The 18,670-nt window shown below is 35.6% G+C and carries 22 protein-coding genes and 7 tRNA genes; 5 read left to right on the top strand and 24 right to left on the bottom strand.

Going from position 1 to position 18,670, the window contains the following annotated elements:
• The 21 genes from HMPREF9402_RS11360 to HMPREF9402_RS11460 all read right to left on the bottom strand — a co-directional run bounded on the left by HMPREF9402_RS11360 (window position 1) and on the right by HMPREF9402_RS11460 (window position 13,474).
• Window positions 1-74, bottom strand: a tRNA-Arg gene (locus tag HMPREF9402_RS11360).
• A 67-nt stretch (window positions 75-141) separates the two neighbouring features.
• Window positions 142-227, bottom strand: a tRNA-Leu gene (locus tag HMPREF9402_RS11365).
• Window positions 228-265: 38 nt separating this feature from the next.
• A tRNA-Gly gene (locus tag HMPREF9402_RS11370) sits at window positions 266-339 on the bottom strand.
• 6 nt (window positions 340-345) lie between these two features.
• Window positions 346-422, bottom strand: a tRNA-Pro gene (locus HMPREF9402_RS11375).
• 8 nt (window positions 423-430) lie between these two features.
• Window positions 431-506, bottom strand: a tRNA-Asp gene (locus tag HMPREF9402_RS11380).
• A gap of 17 nt (window positions 507-523) precedes the next feature.
• Window positions 524-600: transfer RNA gene (locus HMPREF9402_RS11385), tRNA-Glu, on the bottom strand.
• 10 nt (window positions 601-610) lie between these two features.
• A tRNA-Ser gene (locus HMPREF9402_RS11390) sits at window positions 611-701 on the bottom strand.
• A 123-nt stretch (window positions 702-824) separates the two neighbouring features.
• Window positions 825-1,787, bottom strand: coding sequence for a M23 family metallopeptidase (locus tag HMPREF9402_RS11395; RefSeq protein ID WP_009607423.1), 963 nt, complete (start codon window positions 1,785-1,787; stop codon window positions 825-827).
• A gap of 77 nt (window positions 1,788-1,864) precedes the next feature.
• Entirely contained in the window at window positions 1,865-2,644 is a 780-nt protein-coding gene (locus HMPREF9402_RS11400) for a histidinol-phosphatase (protein ID WP_009607425.1), read from the bottom strand.
• A gap of 76 nt (window positions 2,645-2,720) precedes the next feature.
• Window positions 2,721-3,041 carry a hypothetical protein gene (locus tag HMPREF9402_RS11405; protein ID WP_006783671.1) on the bottom strand — a complete coding sequence of 107 codons (321 nt, stop codon included), beginning with the start codon at window positions 3,039-3,041 and terminating at the stop codon, window positions 2,721-2,723.
• 104 nt (window positions 3,042-3,145) lie between these two features.
• Window positions 3,146-3,571 carry a 3-hydroxyacyl-ACP dehydratase FabZ gene (fabZ, locus tag HMPREF9402_RS11410; RefSeq protein ID WP_006783670.1) on the bottom strand — a complete coding sequence of 142 codons (426 nt, stop codon included), beginning with the start codon at window positions 3,569-3,571 and terminating at the stop codon, window positions 3,146-3,148.
• Window positions 3,572-3,613: 42 nt separating this feature from the next.
• Window positions 3,614-4,849 carry a beta-ketoacyl-ACP synthase II gene (gene fabF / locus HMPREF9402_RS11415; RefSeq protein WP_006783669.1) on the bottom strand — a complete coding sequence of 412 codons (1,236 nt, stop codon included), beginning with the start codon at window positions 4,847-4,849 and terminating at the stop codon, window positions 3,614-3,616.
• Window positions 4,850-4,867: 18 nt separating this feature from the next.
• Window positions 4,868-5,611, bottom strand: coding sequence for a 3-oxoacyl-[acyl-carrier-protein] reductase (gene fabG, locus HMPREF9402_RS11420; RefSeq protein ID WP_006783668.1), 744 nt, complete (start codon window positions 5,609-5,611; stop codon window positions 4,868-4,870).
• A gap of 122 nt (window positions 5,612-5,733) precedes the next feature.
• Window positions 5,734-6,663, bottom strand: coding sequence for an ACP S-malonyltransferase (fabD, locus tag HMPREF9402_RS11425; protein WP_009607418.1), 930 nt, complete (start codon window positions 6,661-6,663; stop codon window positions 5,734-5,736).
• A gap of 1 nt (window position 6,664) precedes the next feature.
• Window positions 6,665-7,594, bottom strand: coding sequence for an enoyl-[acyl-carrier-protein] reductase FabK (fabK, locus tag HMPREF9402_RS11430; protein WP_006783666.1), 930 nt, complete (start codon window positions 7,592-7,594; stop codon window positions 6,665-6,667).
• 26 nt (window positions 7,595-7,620) lie between these two features.
• Window positions 7,621-8,589 (bottom strand): beta-ketoacyl-ACP synthase III, encoded by a 969-nt coding sequence (locus HMPREF9402_RS11435; RefSeq protein WP_006783665.1) that lies wholly within the window; start codon window positions 8,587-8,589, stop codon window positions 7,621-7,623.
• Between the two features lie 22 nt (window positions 8,590-8,611).
• Window positions 8,612-9,547, bottom strand: coding sequence for an acetyl-CoA carboxylase carboxyltransferase subunit alpha (locus HMPREF9402_RS11440; protein WP_006783664.1), 936 nt, complete (start codon window positions 9,545-9,547; stop codon window positions 8,612-8,614).
• Window positions 9,547-10,389 carry an acetyl-CoA carboxylase, carboxyltransferase subunit beta gene (gene accD, locus HMPREF9402_RS11445; protein WP_006783663.1) on the bottom strand — a complete coding sequence of 281 codons (843 nt, stop codon included), beginning with the start codon at window positions 10,387-10,389 and terminating at the stop codon, window positions 9,547-9,549. The genes HMPREF9402_RS11440 and accD overlap by 1 nt, the downstream gene beginning before the upstream one ends.
• Before the next feature lie 3 nt (window positions 10,390-10,392).
• The gene (locus HMPREF9402_RS11450) at window positions 10,393-11,745 is read right to left on the bottom strand and encodes an acetyl-CoA carboxylase biotin carboxylase subunit (RefSeq protein WP_009607424.1); all 1,353 of its coding nucleotides are present in this window, start codon (window positions 11,743-11,745) and stop codon (window positions 10,393-10,395) included.
• 35 nt (window positions 11,746-11,780) lie between these two features.
• Window positions 11,781-12,299 (bottom strand): acetyl-CoA carboxylase biotin carboxyl carrier protein, encoded by a 519-nt coding sequence (gene accB / locus HMPREF9402_RS11455; RefSeq protein ID WP_006783661.1) that lies wholly within the window; start codon window positions 12,297-12,299, stop codon window positions 11,781-11,783.
• Window positions 12,300-12,403: 104 nt separating this feature from the next.
• The gene (locus HMPREF9402_RS11460; RefSeq protein ID WP_009607420.1) at window positions 12,404-13,474 is read right to left on the bottom strand and encodes an NAD(P)H-dependent flavin oxidoreductase; all 1,071 of its coding nucleotides are present in this window, start codon (window positions 13,472-13,474) and stop codon (window positions 12,404-12,406) included.
• Between the two features lie 375 nt (window positions 13,475-13,849).
• On the opposite strand from HMPREF9402_RS11460, the gene HMPREF9402_RS11465 reads away from it, so the two are divergent.
• The gene (locus tag HMPREF9402_RS11465; RefSeq protein ID WP_006783659.1) at window positions 13,850-14,707 is read left to right on the top strand and encodes a DUF4438 domain-containing protein; all 858 of its coding nucleotides are present in this window, start codon (window positions 13,850-13,852) and stop codon (window positions 14,705-14,707) included.
• A gap of 1 nt (window position 14,708) precedes the next feature.
• On the top strand, window positions 14,709-14,924 hold the full coding sequence (locus HMPREF9402_RS11470; RefSeq protein ID WP_009607421.1) for a hypothetical protein: 216 nt from the start codon (window positions 14,709-14,711) through the stop codon (window positions 14,922-14,924).
• Window positions 14,925-14,971: 47 nt separating this feature from the next.
• Here the strand turns inward: HMPREF9402_RS11470 and HMPREF9402_RS11475 are convergent, their stop codons facing one another.
• From HMPREF9402_RS11475 to HMPREF9402_RS11485, 3 genes are all read right to left on the bottom strand, one after another.
• Window positions 14,972-15,412: a GNAT family N-acetyltransferase gene (locus HMPREF9402_RS11475; protein WP_009607427.1), complete on the bottom strand. Its 441-nt coding sequence runs from the start codon at window positions 15,410-15,412 to the stop codon at window positions 14,972-14,974.
• 44 nt (window positions 15,413-15,456) lie between these two features.
• Window positions 15,457-16,071, bottom strand: a complete 615-nt coding sequence (locus HMPREF9402_RS11480) for a PH domain-containing protein (protein WP_006783656.1) — start codon at window positions 16,069-16,071, stop codon at window positions 15,457-15,459.
• 63 nt (window positions 16,072-16,134) lie between these two features.
• The gene (locus HMPREF9402_RS11485) at window positions 16,135-16,803 is read right to left on the bottom strand and encodes a Pr6Pr family membrane protein (RefSeq protein ID WP_009607422.1); all 669 of its coding nucleotides are present in this window, start codon (window positions 16,801-16,803) and stop codon (window positions 16,135-16,137) included.
• A 69-nt stretch (window positions 16,804-16,872) separates the two neighbouring features.
• On the opposite strand from HMPREF9402_RS11485, the gene HMPREF9402_RS11490 reads away from it, so the two are divergent.
• The 3 genes from HMPREF9402_RS11490 to HMPREF9402_RS11500 all read left to right on the top strand — a co-directional run.
• Window positions 16,873-17,610, top strand: a complete 738-nt coding sequence (locus HMPREF9402_RS11490) for a uracil-DNA glycosylase family protein (RefSeq protein WP_006785674.1) — start codon at window positions 16,873-16,875, stop codon at window positions 17,608-17,610.
• A 21-nt stretch (window positions 17,611-17,631) separates the two neighbouring features.
• The gene (locus HMPREF9402_RS11495) at window positions 17,632-18,090 is read left to right on the top strand and encodes a hypothetical protein (protein ID WP_009607419.1); all 459 of its coding nucleotides are present in this window, start codon (window positions 17,632-17,634) and stop codon (window positions 18,088-18,090) included.
• 100 nt (window positions 18,091-18,190) lie between these two features.
• A partial coding sequence (locus tag HMPREF9402_RS11500; protein WP_009607426.1) for a methylated-DNA--[protein]-cysteine S-methyltransferase occupies window positions 18,191-18,670 on the top strand: 480 nt, incomplete at its 3' end.

Genomic DNA, 18,670 nt, shown 5'->3' on the forward strand with positions numbered 1-18,670 from the left:
CGCGCCCAAGAGGAGTCGAACCCCTAACCTTTTGATCCGTAGTCAAACGCTCTATCCAATTGAGCTATGGGCGCATATTCTTTGTTGTATTTTTCTAAGCTAATTTGCGAGCATTTCATTGATTCATCTTGATATTCATCATGGTGCGGCCGAGAGGACTCGAACCTCCACAGGATTGCTCCTACCAGCCCCTCAAGCTGGCGCGTCTACCATTCCGCCACGACCGCATATACGGTTTTTTCATGGCACATCACAATGAAATTAATGGAGCGGGTGAAGAGAATCGAACTCTCACAGTCAGCTTGGAAGGCTGAAGTTCTACCATTAAACTACACCCGCTTATTATGGTCGGGAAGACAGGATTCGAACCTGCGACCCCCTGGTCCCAAACCAGGTGCTCTACCAAGCTGAGCCACTTCCCGTTTCTAAATGGCGGTCCAGACGGGAATCGAACCCGCGATCTCCTGCGTGACAGGCAGGCATGTTAACCGCTACACCACTGGACCTTCTTATTCAATTTAAATGGTGACCCGTACGGGATTCGAACCCGTGTATGCATGCGTGAAAGGCATGTGTGTTAAACCGCTTCACCAACGGGCCATTTTTTAAATGGCGGAGCAGGAGGGATTTGAACCCTCGCGCCGGTTGCCCGACCTATACCCTTAGCAGGGGCACCTCTTCAGCCACTTGAGTACTGCTCCATTTTGTTTTCTGTCCTGACGACTTTTATATAATAACATGTATATAAATTATCGTCAACACTTTTTGAATAGTTTTTTTAATTTTTTAAAAAAGGTCAAATAACTATTATTTGACCTTTTTTCTTATTTCTGTTTTTCCCATCGTTTTAGATGTGGGTATGGGTTAAATGCCCATTCACATTTTCCATCATACTTGTACAAACCAAAATGTAAATGTGGTGGGAATTTACCGCTTGTTCCTTCTTTCCCATATCCTGTACTACCAACATATCCTATCACTTGTCCCGGTTCGACTATGTCACCTTCTTTAATATTTCCTTCAAATCCTTGAAGATGTGCATAGTATTGATATGTATTATAAATATCTCTTATACCAATTCGATATCCACCAAAATCATTCCATCCCATTATTTCAATGACTCCGTAAGCTGTGGATAATACTGGTGTTGAGTATCCAGCAAAAATATCTATTCCTTCATGTGATCTAGCCCCACCCCAACTTCGTGCTGTACCATAGTTATCACTAAAACTATAACTATAATGGCGTGATACTGGTAACGATCGTTTATCTAATGTAATTGTATCAAAATGTTCAAATAGCATCGCAATTTCTTTTATAATCGTTAGAGTTTGTTCCTTTTGATAATAAGATGAAATGGCGGCTTCAAAATCATTATATGAACGTAAATACTCGACCATTGTATACATTACGTCTTCTTCATTATTAATATCTGCTATCCCATCTCCATCTCCATCTTTACCAATACCTCCAAAAAGATTAATAGTCAAACTATTATTATCATAATAAATTGGATTTTCAGGGCCTGACCATATTTCATTTGGAAAACAAATTGAGATGGTATCGTACTTAAATGTACATTCTTCACGGAATTTATAGGTATTGCGCTCGTATTGATCAACGGCGGCTATTTGATACCAAGGGACACCTGATGCCTGCTCGTAGTCTTTATAAAGTTTTTGTCTGATTTCTTGTTCATTTTGTTCGTTAGCTTCAGCTGATACATTTATAGAACTTAACATACATACCAGTATTGCCATGAAACTTACTATGATTTGACGTTTCATCGGGTCCACCCACTTCTACCTAGTTTTATAATTGTATTAATATAACTTAATGAAGGTGGGAATACTAATGACTCTGATTATATGTAATCAGTTATGATGTTTAGTCCCCATTCGTCTACTAATTTATAAGCTAGTTCCATTTTGTCATCGTAAATATTACTTGGATGGTGTGCATCTGCGTTAATTAGAACGGAAATGTTTGTTTTTGCAACTTTTGACCAGAATTTTGGATGCGGATATGGGTATCTTTCTTCATCACAAAATGCTTGAATTCCTCGTCTTAGTCCATTGGCATTAAATTCTAATGGGGTTTTTGTTTTAATTGCAGCTTCTATGATGATGTCTGACGCAAGTTCACAGTTTTGATCCCAAGCAAGATCATTTATAAAAATGACATCCGGATGTGCGATAAAAGCGAAATATCCAGTTTGAACTGCTTCTTTGATGGTTTGAGCGTATTCAATATATTGCTCTGTGTTGTTTAGACTATAGATGTTGATGTATTCTTTGTTTGGTGAGACGTAGACGTGTTGTCCTAGCACTAAGTATTCGACACCTTTTTCATTAAGTAACTGTTCATAGTATGCTTTTTTTTCGGAATCATATTCAATTTCAAGGCCAACACGAATTTCAATTTGGTTTTTATATTGTTTTTTAAAATTTTTGATAGTTTGTAAATAATCATCGAGTTCCTCATACTGCATTCGTAATCCAAATCTGTTATCTGGATACGGAGCATGGTCTGAGAATCCTAGAATGGTCATGTTATTTTCGATAGCTGCTTCGATGTATTCAGTTTCTGTCCCTCCCGCATGCAGGCATCTTGGTGTATGAGTATGATAATTTGTTTTTTCCATTTTTTATTCCTCCTCTTTTTCTATTATTATACAATCAAAAAAAGACTATCTAAGGTCCATTAGATAGTCTTTTTTATTAATATTGTGTCCCATATATCCAAAATTGGAGATATAGGAAAACAATGTTGAAGAAGGCACAGAAGCTAACACCGATAAATCCTACTTTTTGATGGTGGTTTTGGTAAATATAATAGCTTAAAAAGGCAATAGCAACCCATAGTAATAAAAATCCCATGGTTATTCCAATTCCTGAAATGATTAGAATGATTAATGTAGCTAGTAATATGATGCCAAGTTCAATTTGTAAGAATTTCTTTTTGTTAGAGAAGATATCTTTTTTTGTATAGATTAGCCATGTAAATAGGCCGATGAAAAGAATTGCTATGAGTAATGGCATGTTTTTGACACCTACTTTGATTATGATAACTTATTATAGCAATTTATTCTGTGTTGTAACAAAAAAGGTTATAGAAAATACATTTTTTCTACAACCTTTTCTTTTTATCCGATGGCGAACATTAATTCTGCTTCGACGGCTACTTTATCTCCAAGTTTAGCGATGGCTTTACCAACTCCAACACTTCCCTTTATTTTTGTTAGTTCTGTTTCAAGAGTTAAGATATCACCTGGAATGACTTTTTGACGAAATTTTGCTGATTTGATACCAGCAAAGTAAGCAATTTTACCTTTATTATCTTCAAGACTTAAAATGGCAACAGCTCCTACTTGCGCTAAGGCTTCAATGATTAGGACGCCAGGCATGACGTGTTGTTGTGGAAAGTGTCCCATAAATTGCATTTCGTTTGCTGAAACACATTTGACTCCAAGGGCTCTTTTTCCTGGTTCTAATTCATCAATTCGATCTACTAATAAAAATGGATAGCGGTGCGGGATAATTTCTTGAATTTGATTACTATTTAAGACCATGCTTTCACCTTCTTTTTTTATGTATATATAATATAGAAAGAGTTATTCGTATTTTTTAAAGACGATACATGCGTTATGACCACCAAATCCTAATGAATTTGACATGGCATATTTAATATTTTGATGACGTCCAACATTAGGAACGATATCTAAATCACATTCTGGATCAGGTTGTGAATAGTTAATTGTTGCAGGAACAAATCCATCTTGTAAAGCTTTAACTGTGATGATAGCTTCTACTCCACCTGCTGCTCCAAGTAAGTGACCTGTATTTCCTTTAGTTGAGCTAACCATTAATTTTGTTTCTTTACCAAAGACTTTTTTGATACCAAGTGTCTCTAGTTTGTCATTCAGTGGTGTCGATGTTCCGTGGGCGTTAATGTAATCAATTTGATTTGGTTCAAGTGAAGCATCTTTAAGTGCCATTTCAAAACAAGCAGCAGCACCATTAGCTTCCGAATCTGGGGCTGTCATGTGGAAAGCATCACAGCTTACACCATATCCGATCATTTCAGCGTAGATTTTAGCTCCACGTTTTTTGGCATGTTCGTATTCTTCTAAAATTAAAACACCTGCTCCTTCTCCCATAACGAATCCATTACGCTGTGCATCGAATGGAATTGAAGCACGATTTTTATCATCTGATGTCGTTAAAGCCTTCATTGAAGAGAATCCACCAATTCCAAGTGGTGTAATTGAGGCTTCTGCTCCTCCAGTTAACATGATATCTGCATAACCATCACGGATATATTTGAAGGCTTCTCCAATTGAATTAGTTCCCGCTGCACAAGCTGTCACAATGTCAAGACATGCTCCTTTAGCACCTAACATAATGGCAACATTACCTGCTGCTAAGTTTCCTATAGCCATTGGAATGAAGAATGGTGAGACACGTTCGTATCCTTTTTTCATTCCTTTTTCCTTTTCCTCTTCAATCGTTTGAAGTCCGCCAATTCCTGAACTTAAAATAACTCCGAAACGATGAGCATCAAGTTCTTCTGTTTGAAGGTTTGAATCTTCAAATGCTTGTTTTGAAGCAATCATCGCTAATTGGCTAAAGCGATCTAAACGCTTTGCTTCTTTTTTATTAATATACTCTTCAACGTTTAAGTCTTTAATTTCTGCTGCTAATTTAACTTTGAAATCTGATGCATCAAAGTGAGTGATTTCATCGATTCCGCAAACTCCGTCTTGAATGTTTTTCCACATTGTTTCAACATTGTTTCCAACAGGACAAACTGTCCCAAGTCCAGTTACTACAACTCTACGTTTACTCATAATTTGCACCATCCTTCATTAAATTGCCATTCCACCATCTACGACTAATACTTGTCCTGTGATATAACGAGCCTGATCACTAACTAGAAAAGCAACTGCATTTGCAATATCTTCTACTTCACCCAGGCTTCCAAGTGGAATATTTTCTAATACTTTATCTGTAATATCACTTGATAATTTTGCGGTCATATCTGATTTGATATATCCTGGAGCAACAGCGTTAACTCGAACATTTCTTGAGGCATATTCTTTTGCTAATGATTTTGTTAACCCAATTACCCCAGCTTTTGATGCAGCGTAGTTTGCCTGTCCAACATTTCCGTTAATCCCAACGACTGACGATAAGTTGATAATTACTCCACTGCGTTGTTTTAAAATAGGACGCGTAATCGATTTACAAACATTCCATGTTCCTTTTAGGTTCACATCGATAACAGAATCAAATGAATCTTCATCCATACGCATCATAAGATTATCTGATGTAATTCCTGCATTATTGATCACGATATCTAAATGTCCAAAATCTTTTATAATAGCTTTCGTCATGCTTTCAACTTCTTCATAATTTGCAACATTTGCTTGATAAACGCTTGCTTTTACACCTAAGCTTTCAGCTTGTTTAGCAATGGCTTCGGCACGTTCTTTACTTCCGCAATAATTAAGTGCAATGTCACAACCAAGTGAAGCTAATTTTAAGACGATAGCTGCTCCAATTCCTCGAGAGCCTCCTGTCACTAATGCGACTTTACCTGATAAGTTCATAAAATTCCCTCCTGTATTCAAAACGATTAATACCATATCTAAAAAAATGAATCTTGGTCATTAAAATGCTTCATTATTGATTCAAACTATAAAATTTCTGTAGAAACTTAATAGGAACTTATTTAATTTTGAAGCGCCTTAATAGTTGCTTCTAATGACGCCACATCTTCTACATTTAAAATTTTAACGCTACGATCTATTTTTTTAACAAATCCACTCAATGTTTTACCTGGTCCAATCTCAATGAAGGTATCTACTCCATCTTCAATCATTTTTTTGATACTTGCTTCCCATTTCACACTTGTCGCCATTTGTTTTATCATTAAGTCAATTAGTGATAAATCGTGATGATAGAAATCTCCTAGCACGTTTAAAACGATTGGAAGTTTAGGTTGATTTAAGTTTTTCATTTTTAATAGTTGTCCAAAATTTTGGGCTGTTTCTTTTAATAAAGAGGTATGGAAAGGTCCACTAACTGGCAAGATTAAGGCACGTTTTGCCCCGTATCCTTTTGCTAATTCACAAGCATAATTAACAGCTTCGGCCTCTCCACCAATCACGATTTGTCCTGGGCAGTTTAAATTGGCCAACTCCACTACTCCCTTTGAAGAAGCTTCGCTACATAAAGCTGTTGCCTTTTCAACATCTAATCCAAGTAGGGCGGCCATTTTTCCATCACCTGATGCTACTCCCATAAGTTCTCCTCTTTTAGCAACAAGTTCCACTCCTTCAGTAAACGAGAAAACATCTGCTGCACATAACGCACTGTACTCACCTAGACTAAATCCCGCTACAACATCTGGTTTGATTCCTGCTTCTTTTAAAGTAGCTAATGCCATTTGAGAAATTGTAAAAATGGCTGGTTGTGTATAAGCTGTTTGATTAATTAAATTTTGTGAATCTTCAAAACATAATTCTTTTAAATCAAATGATAATAAGTCATTGGCTTGATTGAATAACTGACGTGCGGTTGGGTTTTGTTCATAAAGTGATTTCCCCATTCCGACATATTGTGCTCCTTGTCCTGAGAATAAGAATGCAACTTTCCCCATATTACATGACCTCCAAATTTTTAAAAACTTCTGATGCGTGATTTGTAATATCTTCTATAATTTCTGATACGGATTGGACTTTAGAAAGCATTCCTGCTACTTGTCCCGCCATGACAGATCCTGATTTTGTGTCTCCTTCTAGAACGGCTTTACGAAGTGAACCGAGTGTTAAATACTCTAATTCTTCGGCTGATACTCCTTTTTTCTCAAGAGCGATGTATTCACGCGTCATCGGATTTTTTAAACAACGAACTGGAACACCAACACTTCGTCCTGTTACGACTGTGTCTGTATCTTTTGCTTTGATTAGCGCTAGTTTATAGTTTTCATGTACTGGGCATTCTTTAGCGGTTAAGAAGCGAGTTCCAATTTGAACGCCACTTGCTCCAAGAGCCATAGCCGCCATAAATCCACGACCATCCGCAATTCCTCCCGCTGCAATAACTGGGATATCCACAGCATCGACAACTTGTGGAACTAATGACATAGTCGTTAACTCCCCAACATGGCCACCGGATTCCGTTCCTTCGGCAATAATGGCATCTACTCCTAAACGTGCCATACGTTTTGCCAAAGCAACTGAGGCAACAACTGGAATAATTTTGATCTTGGCAGCTTTCCATTTTTCAATGTATGGACCTGGACTTCCTGCTCCTGTTGTCACTACTTTAACCCCTTCTTCAATAATAACTTCTGATAGTTGGTCACAGTGCGGATTCATAAGCATTAAATTGACACCAAAAGGTTTGTCTGTTAGTTGTTTGCATTTACGAATTTCTTCTCTTAGGCGTGGGGCATCCCAACCACCTGAACCAATGATTCCAAGTCCTCCAGCATTTGAAACAGCTGCTACTAGTTCTGCTGATGAGATGTTAGCCATTCCACCTTGAATAATTGGGTATTTTATATTTAATAAAGTTGTCAAAGACATCTTTTTATCCTCCTTTTGTTTTTTATCTACAGGGAGATCATACATCCACCCCATGTTTTACCGCCACCGAATCCGATGAGCATTATTTTATCCCCTGATTTGATGTGCCTAGTATCTATTGCTTCTTTTAAGGCAATCGGTATACTAGCGGCTGATGTATTTCCATAGTTATCTAAGTTTAAAAAGAATTTTTCGCTCGGAACTTTTAAATCTTTAACAACTTTATCAATGATACGTTTATTGGCTTGATGGGGAATGATGAGATTGATTTCATCGATTGTTAAGTTTGCTTGTTCTAATAGCTCCATAATTGTTTCTTTAATAGCATGTATCGCAAATTTGAAGACTTCTTGTCCATTCATTTGGAAATGAATAGGTTCTGCTTGGTTATCTGTTAGTGGATTTACTACAGCAATTGGTGTTGTGGTTAAGACTCCACGTTCATCTCCACTTGAGTTGAGATAGAAGCTCTCGGTTGTGTCTTGGTCATATTCAACTACGACTGCTCCCGCTCCATCTCCAAATAAAACACATGTATTTCGGTCATCCCAATCCATAATTTTAGAGAGGACCTCCGCTCCTATGATAAGTGCTTTTTTGATAGCACCACTTTTAAGGAATTGATTGGCTACACTCATTGCGTAAACAAATCCACTACATGCAGCATTCAAATCAAACGCGATCATTTTTACATCATTTAACCCAAGCTTTGCTTGAACTAGACAAGCAGTAGATGGTGTTAATTGTTCTGGTGTAAAGGTTGCGACAATAATCAAACCTATTTCAGTTGGATCAATATTGGCATGTTCAATGGCCTGTTTTGCAGATTGATAGGCTAATTCAACGGTATTTTCTGTTGTAGCGATATGGCGATTTTTGATACCTGTACGCGCCTTGATCCACTCATCACTTGTTTCTACGATGGATTCTAATTGTTTATTACTTAAAATAGATGTCGGGACGTAGGCCCCACTCCCAAGAACTTTGATTCCCAAGAAATTCACCTCAACTTTCTCGTTATTTTATGATGTCAAACTCTCCGATCGAGCGGTATTTTTTATACCGTTTCGCTTGGATTTGTTTAATTGATAATTTTTTAGTTTGTTCTAGATAATTATTTAAGTCGTCTCTTAAGTGGTCGAACACGTATTGTGGAAATTGATGGGCTCCTCCGATTGGCTCTTTGATGATGTGGTCAATAATTCCCATCGATAAGTAGTCTTGTGCTGTTAGTTTCATCACTTCAGCTGCTTCTTTCGCTTTACTTCCATCTTTATAAAGAATTGAAGCGAATCCCTCTGGGGATAAGATTGAATAAATTGCATATTGAAGCATCCATATTTGATCACTCACCCCTAGTGCTAAAGCTCCACCACTTCCTCCTTCACCAATCACAATAGAAAGGGTTGAAGTTTTTAAGTTAGACATATCTCTTAGACACTCAGCAATCGCATGTCCTTGGCCACGTTCTTCAGCTTCGGGTCCTGGATAAGCTCCCGGTGTATCTATAAAGGTTATAATAGGGCGATTGAATTTTTCAGCTTGCTTCATTAAACGTAACGCTTTACGGTATCCTTCTGGATGAGGCATTCCAAAGTTACATTCGATATTTTCGGCTGTTGTATTACCTTTTTGATGTCCAATAACGGTCACCACATGAGGTCCGATTTTAGCAATCCCCCCAATAATGGCTGCGTCATCTCCATATAAACGATCACCATGAAACTCAATGAAATCATCAAATATATAGTTGATGTAGTCACGAACCTTAGGACGTTTTGGATGTCTGGCAAGAACGACGTGATCCCATGCCGTTAAATTGTTGTAAGCACGATTTTTATAAAGATGCAGTTGTTGTTGTAATTCTTTGACTTCCGCTTGATTGTCAGTTGAAATTTCACTTAGACGTGATTCAATTTCAGCTACTTTTTTTTCAAAATCTAGAATTGACATCAATTTTCGCTCCCTTCGTGCCATTTAATGATAGTTGACAGTGTTTGTTTTAACTCTTTTCGATTAACGACTTTATCCACAAGTCCTTTTTCTTGTAAAAATTCTGCTGTTTGAAAATGTTCAGGTAATGATTGTTTAATGGTTTGCTCAACAACTCGACGTCCTGCAAATCCAATAGCTGCCCCTTTTTCGGCTAATATAATATCACCGAGCGTTGCAAAAGAAGCTGTAACGCCTCCCATTGTTGGTTGGGTTAATACACTGATATAAAGTAATCCTGCTTCGTTATGTTTAGCGATGGCTGCTGATGTTTTAGCCATCTGCATTAATGAATACATTCCTTCTTGCATTCTCGCTCCACCTGAAGCGCAGACTAATACTAATGGCAGTTTTTTTGATGTTGCAGTCTCGATTAACCTTGTAACCTTCTCCCCGACAACTGATCCCATACTTGCCATCATAAAGTAGCTATCCATGACACCGATAGCAACCGTTTGTCCATCCAGTTTTGCAATTCCTGTAACAACAGCTTCATTTATTTGATTTTCTTCCATTAAATTATTGATTTTCTTTTCATATCCAGGAAATGATAATGGATTTTTAGAAATCAGTTTTTGATTTAATTCTTTAAAAGTCCCTTCATCTACTAATGATTCAATTCGAGTCATTGCTGACATTCGATGATGAAATTCACATTTGGGACAGACGTGTAAATTAGCATGAAGTTGTTTGACTGGAAGAACTTCTTTACAGGTTTCGCACTTTGTATAAATTCCATCATTTATATCTCGTTTCTTAGCAACTGGTTTAGATTTTTTTTGACGCTGTAAGAAAAAACCCATTCTCTATCCCTCCAATTCATGCATGTGTTTTTGAATAAAGCTTGTATCATATTTGTTATCTATAAAGTTTTTATGTTCCATAATGGCATATTGAAAATCTATATTTGTATCAATTCCATCTACTACTAACTCTTCAAGTGAACGTTTCATTTTAGCGATAGCTTCACAACGATTAGCACCATGAACAATAAGTTTTCCAACCATTGAATCGTAAAATGGTGGAATCGTGTAGCCTTGATAAACAGATGTATCAACTCGAACACCAAATCCACTTGGAATATTGAATGTTTCTACTGTTCCAGGAGAGGGTTTGAAGTTAAGAGATGGATTTTCAGCGTTAATACGACACTCCATAGCATGACCATTAATTTTAATATCCTCTTGTGTGAAAGATAGAGGTAAATTAGATGCAATTTTAATTTGTTCTTTAATTAAATCGATGCCTGTAATCATTTCCGTGATTGGATGCTCAACTTGAATTCGAGTATTCATTTCAATAAAATAAAAATTTTGATGCTTATCTAGGAGAAACTCAATTGTTCCGGCATTTTCATATCCAACCGTTTTAGCCGCCAGAACTGCTATTTCCCCCATTTTTTGACGTGTTAGCTCATCTAATACTGGAGATGGAGCTTCTTCGATGACTTTTTGATTGCGTCTTTGAACTGAACAATCTCGATCATAAAGGTGCACGACGTTCCCAAATTGATCAGCTAATATTTGAAACTCAATATGTCTTGGATTCTCAATGAATTTTTCCATATACATCGAATCATCTCCAAATGACATTTTTGCTTCAAGTTTAGCCGTTTGGAATAAATCTTCAAATTCATCTTCCGAGTTGATAACACGCATTCCACGTCCACCACCACCTGCAGAAGCTTTAACTAAGACTGGATAACCAATTTCTTTTGCCACCCGTTTTCCTTGCTCAATAGATTCAATTAACCCATCACTTCCAGGGACAACAGGTACATTAGCAGCTATCATCATTTCACGAGCTTTTGATTTATTTCCCATATTATCAATGATGGATCCTTTTGGACCAATAAATTTTAGTCCTAATTCCTCAACTAATGAAGCAAAGGTACTATTTTCTGATAAAAATCCAAAACCAGGATGAATCGCATCGCATCCCGTTGAGATAGCAGCGCTCAAAATATTATTAATATTTAAATAGCTATCTTGAATTTTTGTTGGACCTACACAAATTGCCTCATCTGCTAAGTCAACATGTAATCCGCGATTATCAGCCGTTGAATAAATAGCAACTGTTTCAATTCCCATTTCTTTACATGCACGGATAATACGAACTGCAATTTCACCACGGTTAGCAATTAAAATTTTTCTAAGCATCATGACACCTCACTTTTTCTGCCCTTTATCTTGCCTTAAACTTCGATTAGCATTAAAACTTGATCATATCCAATCGCTTCTTCATTTGTTACTTTAATTTCTTTAATGATTCCATCACATGGAGATTCAATTTCATTCATAACCTTCATGGCTTCAATAATGCAAAGCGGCTGTCCTTTTTTAACCTGATCTCCAACTGATACAAAGGCTTTTGCTCCCGGTGCATTCGAACCGTAGAATGTCCCAACAAGTGGCGCTTTAACCTCTTGAATGTTTGTTTGTTCTTTTGGAAGTGTTGTTTCAATTGGGGCTGTTGTCATTACCTGAGTTTGAGAGACTGGTGAAACTTCGATGACTGGCTGAACCATTGGTGTACTTGCAATATTTTGAACGATTTCTTTCACTTCTTTTTTAAGATTCAGTTTTAATCCATCAACCTCAAGTTGGAGTCCTGTCATTTCACTTTCAGTAAATCTTTCCATTAATTGTAAGACTTGATTTAGATAATCTGTTTTCGTCACATCTCGAACTTCACGTTCTTGTTTTTGATTCATACAAAATTCCTCCGATATTCAAATATTTTTTTAATCAAATATTTTGAACTTCAAATATATAGCTTAATATATAAGACAGAACCCTTTCTGTCAATAGTTTCCAATTACGATGTCGCGATTATTTCAGACTTTAAAGTTTTTAATAAACGTTCTACAGTTGTCAATTCATTTACTTTATAGGCTTTTGCCCCACAGAATAGTAAAGCCTCTTCAACTTCTCCTCTTACTGCATGTAGAAGTGCCTTGCTAATACAGTATTGAGTTGTTGCGGGATTACAAGGGATAACACATCGGTAACATTTTTTTATTTTCTCTTTTTTGATACCATATTTTTTACTAAATGGATTACGAATGGCACGACCTGGCATTCCAACCGGACTTTTCACTAAGATGATATCGTCTTCTTTAGTATCAATTATAGCTTGTTTAAAGTTCGGGTGAGCATCACACTCTTCAGTTGCAATAAAACGTGTTGCCATTTGAACCCCATCTGCTCCAAGTTTTAAATAATGAGCAATGTCTGCTCCGTCATAGATTCCTCCACCTACAATGATTGGTATATGTTTTTCATATTTCATTGCATATGGTTTAACAGCTTCAATGACTTCTTTAACAATTTGATCAAGATCGATATTTCCTTCTTCTAAATCGGCTGGTTTGAATCCTAAGTGTCCACCCGCTTCTGGTCCCTCAATCACAATCATGTCTGGTGCTACTTGATGTTTTCTATCATAGTGTTTTAATAAAACAGTTGCTGCTTTTGCACTTGATATAATCGGTGCAAACATTGTTTTTGTATTTTTTGTATATTCTGGAAGTGCAAGAGGTAACCCTGCTCCCGATATAATAATATCAATTCCTGCCTCAACAGCTGCTTTAGCATATTGTTCGTAATTCTCCATTGCAACCATTAAGTTTAATCCAAGCATTTTTCCTTTTGCTGCCTCTTTGGCCTTTTGTATATGTTTTTTCATTGCACGCAAGTTAGCTTGCACTGTATTATTTTCAAAATCAGGTTCATCATGTCCAATTTGAACTCCCGATAAAACGCCTAACCCTCCGTGATTTGAGACAGCCGCCGCTAAGTTAGAACGTGAAATACCAATTCCCATTCCACCTTGTACAATCGGTAACTCTAATTCAAACGGTCCAATTTTTAATGGTTTAATTTCCATTTCTCCACCACCTGTTATTATTTTGCATTTCAAACTATGTGAAGGATTATAACACACAAATTTGTAAAATGTGAATATTTTTTTGATATTCAAAGTAAAAATTTTGAGTTTCAAACTTAATTCGAACAGGCCACATTAACTAGATTATTAACAAAACCTTATTAAATGAAGGATTTAACACCATCTTGTTTAAATATTCACTCATGCATTTGTCGAAAAATAAGGATTTCAAAAATAATCCTTCTTAATTATCCTAATTTCATCAAACAATTAGAACTTTAGGCGAATTATGATGGGTAGTACTTCCCCTATTAGGCTAGTAAATGTGTTATGTTAATTTGTAGATATGCATTAATTCTTAAGGGGGAGATACTGATGCTAAGAACGAATGAAGGTCGACTTGTGAAATGGTCTGTTCAAGGAAAAGTTCATCATCCACTAGGCGGCAATTATAGAATTACTCAAGAAGGGGTTCCGATGATTTTACCTTCAACAGGGGGGATTTCTTATAATGTTTCTGTTGGCGATCCTGCATTTGGGTGGATAGGTGATCATGTTGAACCAGGTGTTTCGATTCGTAATGAGAATGCTTCAGAGAATGATGCTTTAATGACGTTTGCTTGCATTGGAAATGTGGCTAAGGTTGTAAGTGGTGATGCAAAAGGACGTTTAGGTTATGTGACGGGTTCTCACGGTGGAATTGAGCATACTTTAGTTCATTTTGATGCGGATATATTAGAAGACCTTTGCATTGATGATTCTATTTTAATTAAGGCATATGGCCAAGGGCTCAAATTACTCGACTATCCTGATGTTCATGTCATGAATCTTGATCCTATTTTATTACAGAAATTACAGATACAAGAGGTCAACGGTAAGTTGCAAGTTCCCGTATCAGCGATTATTCCCCCCTATTTAATGGGGTCTGGAATTGGAGCTAATAGTGCTTATTCTGGGGATTATGATATTATGACAGGAGATTTGGATGAGGTACGACGTCTAGGGCTTCATCATTTACGTTTTGGAGATCTTGTGTTATTAAAGGATTGTGATACAACGTACGGTCGCGGTTACTTAAAAGGTGCTATGACACTTGGAATTATTGTGCACAGTGATTGTGTAAAAGCAGGACATGGCCCTGGTGTAACGACGATTATGTCATGTAAGTATTCTATTTTCGAACCAATTGTTGACCATTCAGCTAATATAGCAAAGTATATGAAGCAGCTATAAAATGAGAGAGACTAAATGCTGTCCTAAGTGTGAATTTAAATCATTAATTTTTATCTCGAGTAAGGTTTTAATTCATGGAACTGGAAATAATATTATGGTTAACGTGACATTATCAATTGTGGCTCGTTTACATCGTTATGTATGTGAAAATTGTGGATATACTGAGGAATGGATTGAAGCAGATGATATTAAGGAATTAAAGAAACATTTCTCATAATTAAAAAAGACTGAGTCGAAATTATTTCGATTCAGTCTTTTTTCTATTTATCCAATTAATTTTCCCATCATAATCATACCTTTAGATGTTTCAAATCCTCTTTTGTGATAGAATCCTTCTGTTTGAGGCCCAGGAGATGTTAGTAAGATAATTTCTCTGATTCCTTTTTCCTTCAATCGTTTCTCGAATTCTTCATAGATGCTTGTTCCAAGCCCTTTTCCTCGCAACTGATTATTGATGCAGAATTCTTTAATGTTAAACATTAATCCATTATAGTATTGTTCTTCGGCTCCTAAAATCATTCCAGCAGGAACATTATCCACATACGCTAATAATCCATATGAATCTGGACATTTAATCATTTGTGTTAATCGTCTGGATGCCGTCTCAACTGTCCACTCATCGTTCCAAGGCCCTGCATTGAATGTTTCGATATACATTTTTACTAGTATATTTAAGTCTGATAATTCGATCTGTTTAAATTGCATTGCCTTCTTCCTTTCAATGTGAAAAAAGAAGAGGATTCCTCTTCTTAGTTATTAATATATTTTTCAAATACTTCTGTAAAGTCTTTTTGAATGTAGGCTTCACGTGATTGTTTAATCCAATTAAATGCGTATTCGTTTACCTTTACAAATTGATCTAATAAATTACCTGTTTCTTGACGTTGTGAACCACATGCAACGGATGCAAAGTTTAATGTTTGTTCTGATTTTTGTAATAATACCTGATTTTCTTCGATGATATGAGAAATTTTAATTAAAGCTTTATAAATATCTTTTAGTTGTTCTAATTGATTACGATTAACATCAATTGAGAACTCTTGATTATCGATATCAAATTTTAATTCACAATCTAAATCCACTGTTCCTGCTGTTTCAATCATAACATGGCTAATCGTATGTTTATAGTAATCATATCGTTTCACTAGACGTTTACTACTAACAGCTGATGTACCATCGACATGAATTAAAGCTAAGTTTGTAAAACAGTATTCATCTGTTTTTGATTTAATTAAGAAGAAGATTTTTTCATCATCTTCATGCATAATAAAGTCATCTGCCATTACTTTATCATAGTCGTTTGGACTAATAATTTTCCCAATATCACTAATTCCTAATGCATCTGCAGCAAATTTTTTTAACATCTTGATTTCCCCTTTGTTTAGATATTGAGATGATTATATCACATGCATTTAAATTAGCAAGGGCTACTTTTTACCTATTTTAATATCATTTATGAAAACAGTAAAATATCCTGCTGATAGAAAGAGCAATGTCAATTTTATCATATTTAAACTAAATCCTTTGATGCCTATGTCTCCTATATCTAAAAAGAAATATAAAAATGGATGCTCGGGCTCTGGAACAGGTACGTGAATAAAACTACACGTGACAACAAAGAGGAAATATAAGATGGGGATACTAAGCCACTGAAATGGGGTGTACCAACTATATTGTTTTTTAGGATCAAATAAAAGGAAATCAATAAAAACGAGAAACGGTGCCAGATAATGTACCGAAATATCTGATGGTGAAAACATTTGATGAACCGATCCATGTTCAAGACAATACGGAATAATGATAAATTGGTATAATAAAAAGGTGACTAGAATTGCCGATGTTAATCCACCTTTAAGCCAAGATGAGCATATTTTTTTTTGAATTGATTGGTGTTTTCTTAGCTGATATAACATTTTAACTACGATATAACTATATAAAATCAAACACCATAAATTGCTTTGCATCGTGTAATACAATAAAATTTTAAAATTTGTTTCTCCACTTATAAGAAATACACCCGTGTAAATTCCGTAGGCTGTACTAATAATAATTAAGATACGCCACAATAAAGTAAACCACACATTTTTAAAATTCATAAAATCCCTCCCCTACTTTTGCTAGTTTATGTAAGGAAGTATTTAAAAAGAATAAAAGGAGATTTAGTAATGAAATATAACCTAAAACAATTTACTAATGTAATTAAAGTTTTACCCCTAAAAAAGAAGTATACGAAAGAGGAGTTGTTAACGCCTGATTTTTTAATTGAACAACAGGGGGCTGTTGAAATCTATTATGCTCCTCATAATGAATATTTAAATCCTCAAGCAAAGATTTTTATTGTAGGAATTACACCTGGATTTGAACAGATGTCAAGGGCTATCTCTGAAGCTAGAAGCTGTTTTGAAGAAAATCTATCACTTGATGAAATTCAATATCGTTGTAAAAAAGCAGGTCGTTTTAGTGGGAGCCTACGTCAAAATTTAATTCAATTTCTTAATCAATTAAACTTAACTGATAAATTGGGGATAACTAACGCTTCTGAACTGTTTGAAGAGCATGATGATCTTCTTCATACAATATCGCTTATCCCTTATTCTGTATTTGTAAAAGGAAAAAATTATACAGGTCATACACCTAATCTATTAAAATCGCCTATGTTGATGTCCTATGTAAAAGATAACTTTATAACTGAATTAAATAAACTCGATCCTGTTTTAATTATTCCTCTTGGGAAAAGTGTTGAAGAAGTTCTACTTTATTTAGCACAAGAAGGTTTAATAAATGAATCGCACATCCTAAAGGGATTTCCACACCCTTCAGGAGCTAACGGTCACCGTTTTAAACAGTTTAATGAAAATAAAGAATCTATGATGCATCAAATTGATAAATACTTTTCTAAATAACCACAACTAAAGGAGTTAAAAATGAATCTATCATTTAATTTTTCTATGGCAGGATTTCTTCTTGTTTTACTACCCATGTTACCTAATGTTTTATATTTTATATTTTCAGAAAAATTCGGTTCTGAAACGTCTCCTAATTCACATAGAACACTTGATATGATTGAACATGGTGCCCAATTTATTTTTATTGGTTTGTTAATTTTCTTTGAGCCTATCAATCAGCCTGTAATTTCTATGAGTTTAGTGTCTATTATAGCTCTATTTTTAATTTTTTATTATCTCCTGTGGGGATTATTATTTTTAGGGCGTAAAACATTAACTATTTTATTAGCCATGTCCATTGTTCCTGTTATCTATTTTATATTAGGAGCTATCCTACTTCGTAATTTTTTAGCAATTATTCCTATGATTATTTTCTTAATTTTCCATGTTTTAATCACTTATTTCAATTATAAATCGTCTAAGCCTCTGCATTTATAAAGATAATGTGAAATCAACTAGTTTTTATGTTAATAAAGGATTTAAAATCCTCGAAACACAGTGAATGAACATTCACGATATGAGGAGGTTTTGATGAAGTATGAGTAAATTTATTGGTTATTATGAGTCACCTATTGGCTTAATTGAAATAATAACAGATGAGCATTTTTTACGTGAATTGTGGTTTGTGGATAAGATTCAAGAGACAACAGTGCAACCTGAAATTCTTAAGAAAACTTTGATTCAACTTGATGAATATTTTAAAGGTGAGCGAGTGAAATTCGAGCTTGATTGTGTATTAGAGGGAACTGAATTTCAAAAGTCAGTTTGGAATGCTTTATCAGAGATTCCTTATGGGAGTTTGGTAAGCTACAAAGATGTTGCAGATTCAATTAATAACCCTAAAGCGTGTCGTGCTGTTGGAAATGCAAATAATAAGAATAAGATTGGAATTGTTATCCCCTGTCATCGAGTCATTGGTGCTAATCAATCTTTAACAGGCTATGTAGGGGGACTTGATCGAAAACAATGGCTTATTGACCATGAACGAAAACATAAAAAAATAGACTCTACGCCAAAA

The organism is Turicibacter sp. HGF1 (genome assembly GCF_000191865.1).
Lineage (GTDB): Bacteria > Bacillota_I > Bacilli_A > MOL361 > Turicibacteraceae > Turicibacter > Turicibacter sanguinis.

Bases quoted from the DNA above. Each gene is read 5' to 3' on its own strand.
- HMPREF9402_RS11395 (WP_009607423.1), bottom strand. From the start codon at position 1,787: ATGAAACGTCAAATCATAGTAAGTTTCATGGCAATACTGGTATGTATG.
- HMPREF9402_RS11400 (WP_009607425.1), bottom strand. From the start codon at position 2,644: ATGGAAAAAACAAATTATCATACTCATACACCAAGATGCCTGCATGCG.
- HMPREF9402_RS11405 (WP_006783671.1), bottom strand. From the start codon at position 3,041: ATGCCATTACTCATAGCAATTCTTTTCATCGGCCTATTTACATGGCTA.
- fabZ (WP_006783670.1), bottom strand. From the start codon at position 3,571: ATGGTCTTAAATAGTAATCAAATTCAAGAAATTATCCCGCACCGCTAT.
- fabF (WP_006783669.1), bottom strand. From the start codon at position 4,849: ATGAGTAAACGTAGAGTTGTAGTAACTGGACTTGGGACAGTTTGTCCT.
- fabG (WP_006783668.1), bottom strand. From the start codon at position 5,611: ATGAACTTATCAGGTAAAGTCGCATTAGTGACAGGAGGCTCTCGAGGA.
- fabD (WP_009607418.1), bottom strand. From the start codon at position 6,663: ATGGGGAAAGTTGCATTCTTATTCTCAGGACAAGGAGCACAATATGTC.
- fabK (WP_006783666.1), bottom strand. From the start codon at position 7,594: ATGTCTTTGACAACTTTATTAAATATAAAATACCCAATTATTCAAGGT.
- HMPREF9402_RS11440 (WP_006783664.1), bottom strand. From the start codon at position 9,547: ATGTCAATTCTAGATTTTGAAAAAAAAGTAGCTGAAATTGAATCACGT.
- accD (WP_006783663.1), bottom strand. From the start codon at position 10,389: ATGGGTTTTTTCTTACAGCGTCAAAAAAAATCTAAACCAGTTGCTAAG.
- HMPREF9402_RS11450 (WP_009607424.1), bottom strand. From the start codon at position 11,745: ATGCTTAGAAAAATTTTAATTGCTAACCGTGGTGAAATTGCAGTTCGT.
- accB (WP_006783661.1), bottom strand. From the start codon at position 12,299: ATGAATCAAAAACAAGAACGTGAAGTTCGAGATGTGACGAAAACAGAT.
- HMPREF9402_RS11460 (WP_009607420.1), bottom strand. From the start codon at position 13,474: ATGGAAATTAAACCATTAAAAATTGGACCGTTTGAATTAGAGTTACCG.
- HMPREF9402_RS11465 (WP_006783659.1), top strand. From the start codon at position 13,850: ATGCTAAGAACGAATGAAGGTCGACTTGTGAAATGGTCTGTTCAAGGA.
- HMPREF9402_RS11470 (WP_009607421.1), top strand. From the start codon at position 14,709: ATGAGAGAGACTAAATGCTGTCCTAAGTGTGAATTTAAATCATTAATT.
- HMPREF9402_RS11475 (WP_009607427.1), bottom strand. From the start codon at position 15,412: ATGCAATTTAAACAGATCGAATTATCAGACTTAAATATACTAGTAAAA.
- HMPREF9402_RS11480 (WP_006783656.1), bottom strand. From the start codon at position 16,071: ATGTTAAAAAAATTTGCTGCAGATGCATTAGGAATTAGTGATATTGGG.
- HMPREF9402_RS11485 (WP_009607422.1), bottom strand. From the start codon at position 16,803: ATGAATTTTAAAAATGTGTGGTTTACTTTATTGTGGCGTATCTTAATT.
- HMPREF9402_RS11490 (WP_006785674.1), top strand. From the start codon at position 16,873: ATGAAATATAACCTAAAACAATTTACTAATGTAATTAAAGTTTTACCC.
- HMPREF9402_RS11495 (WP_009607419.1), top strand. From the start codon at position 17,632: ATGAATCTATCATTTAATTTTTCTATGGCAGGATTTCTTCTTGTTTTA.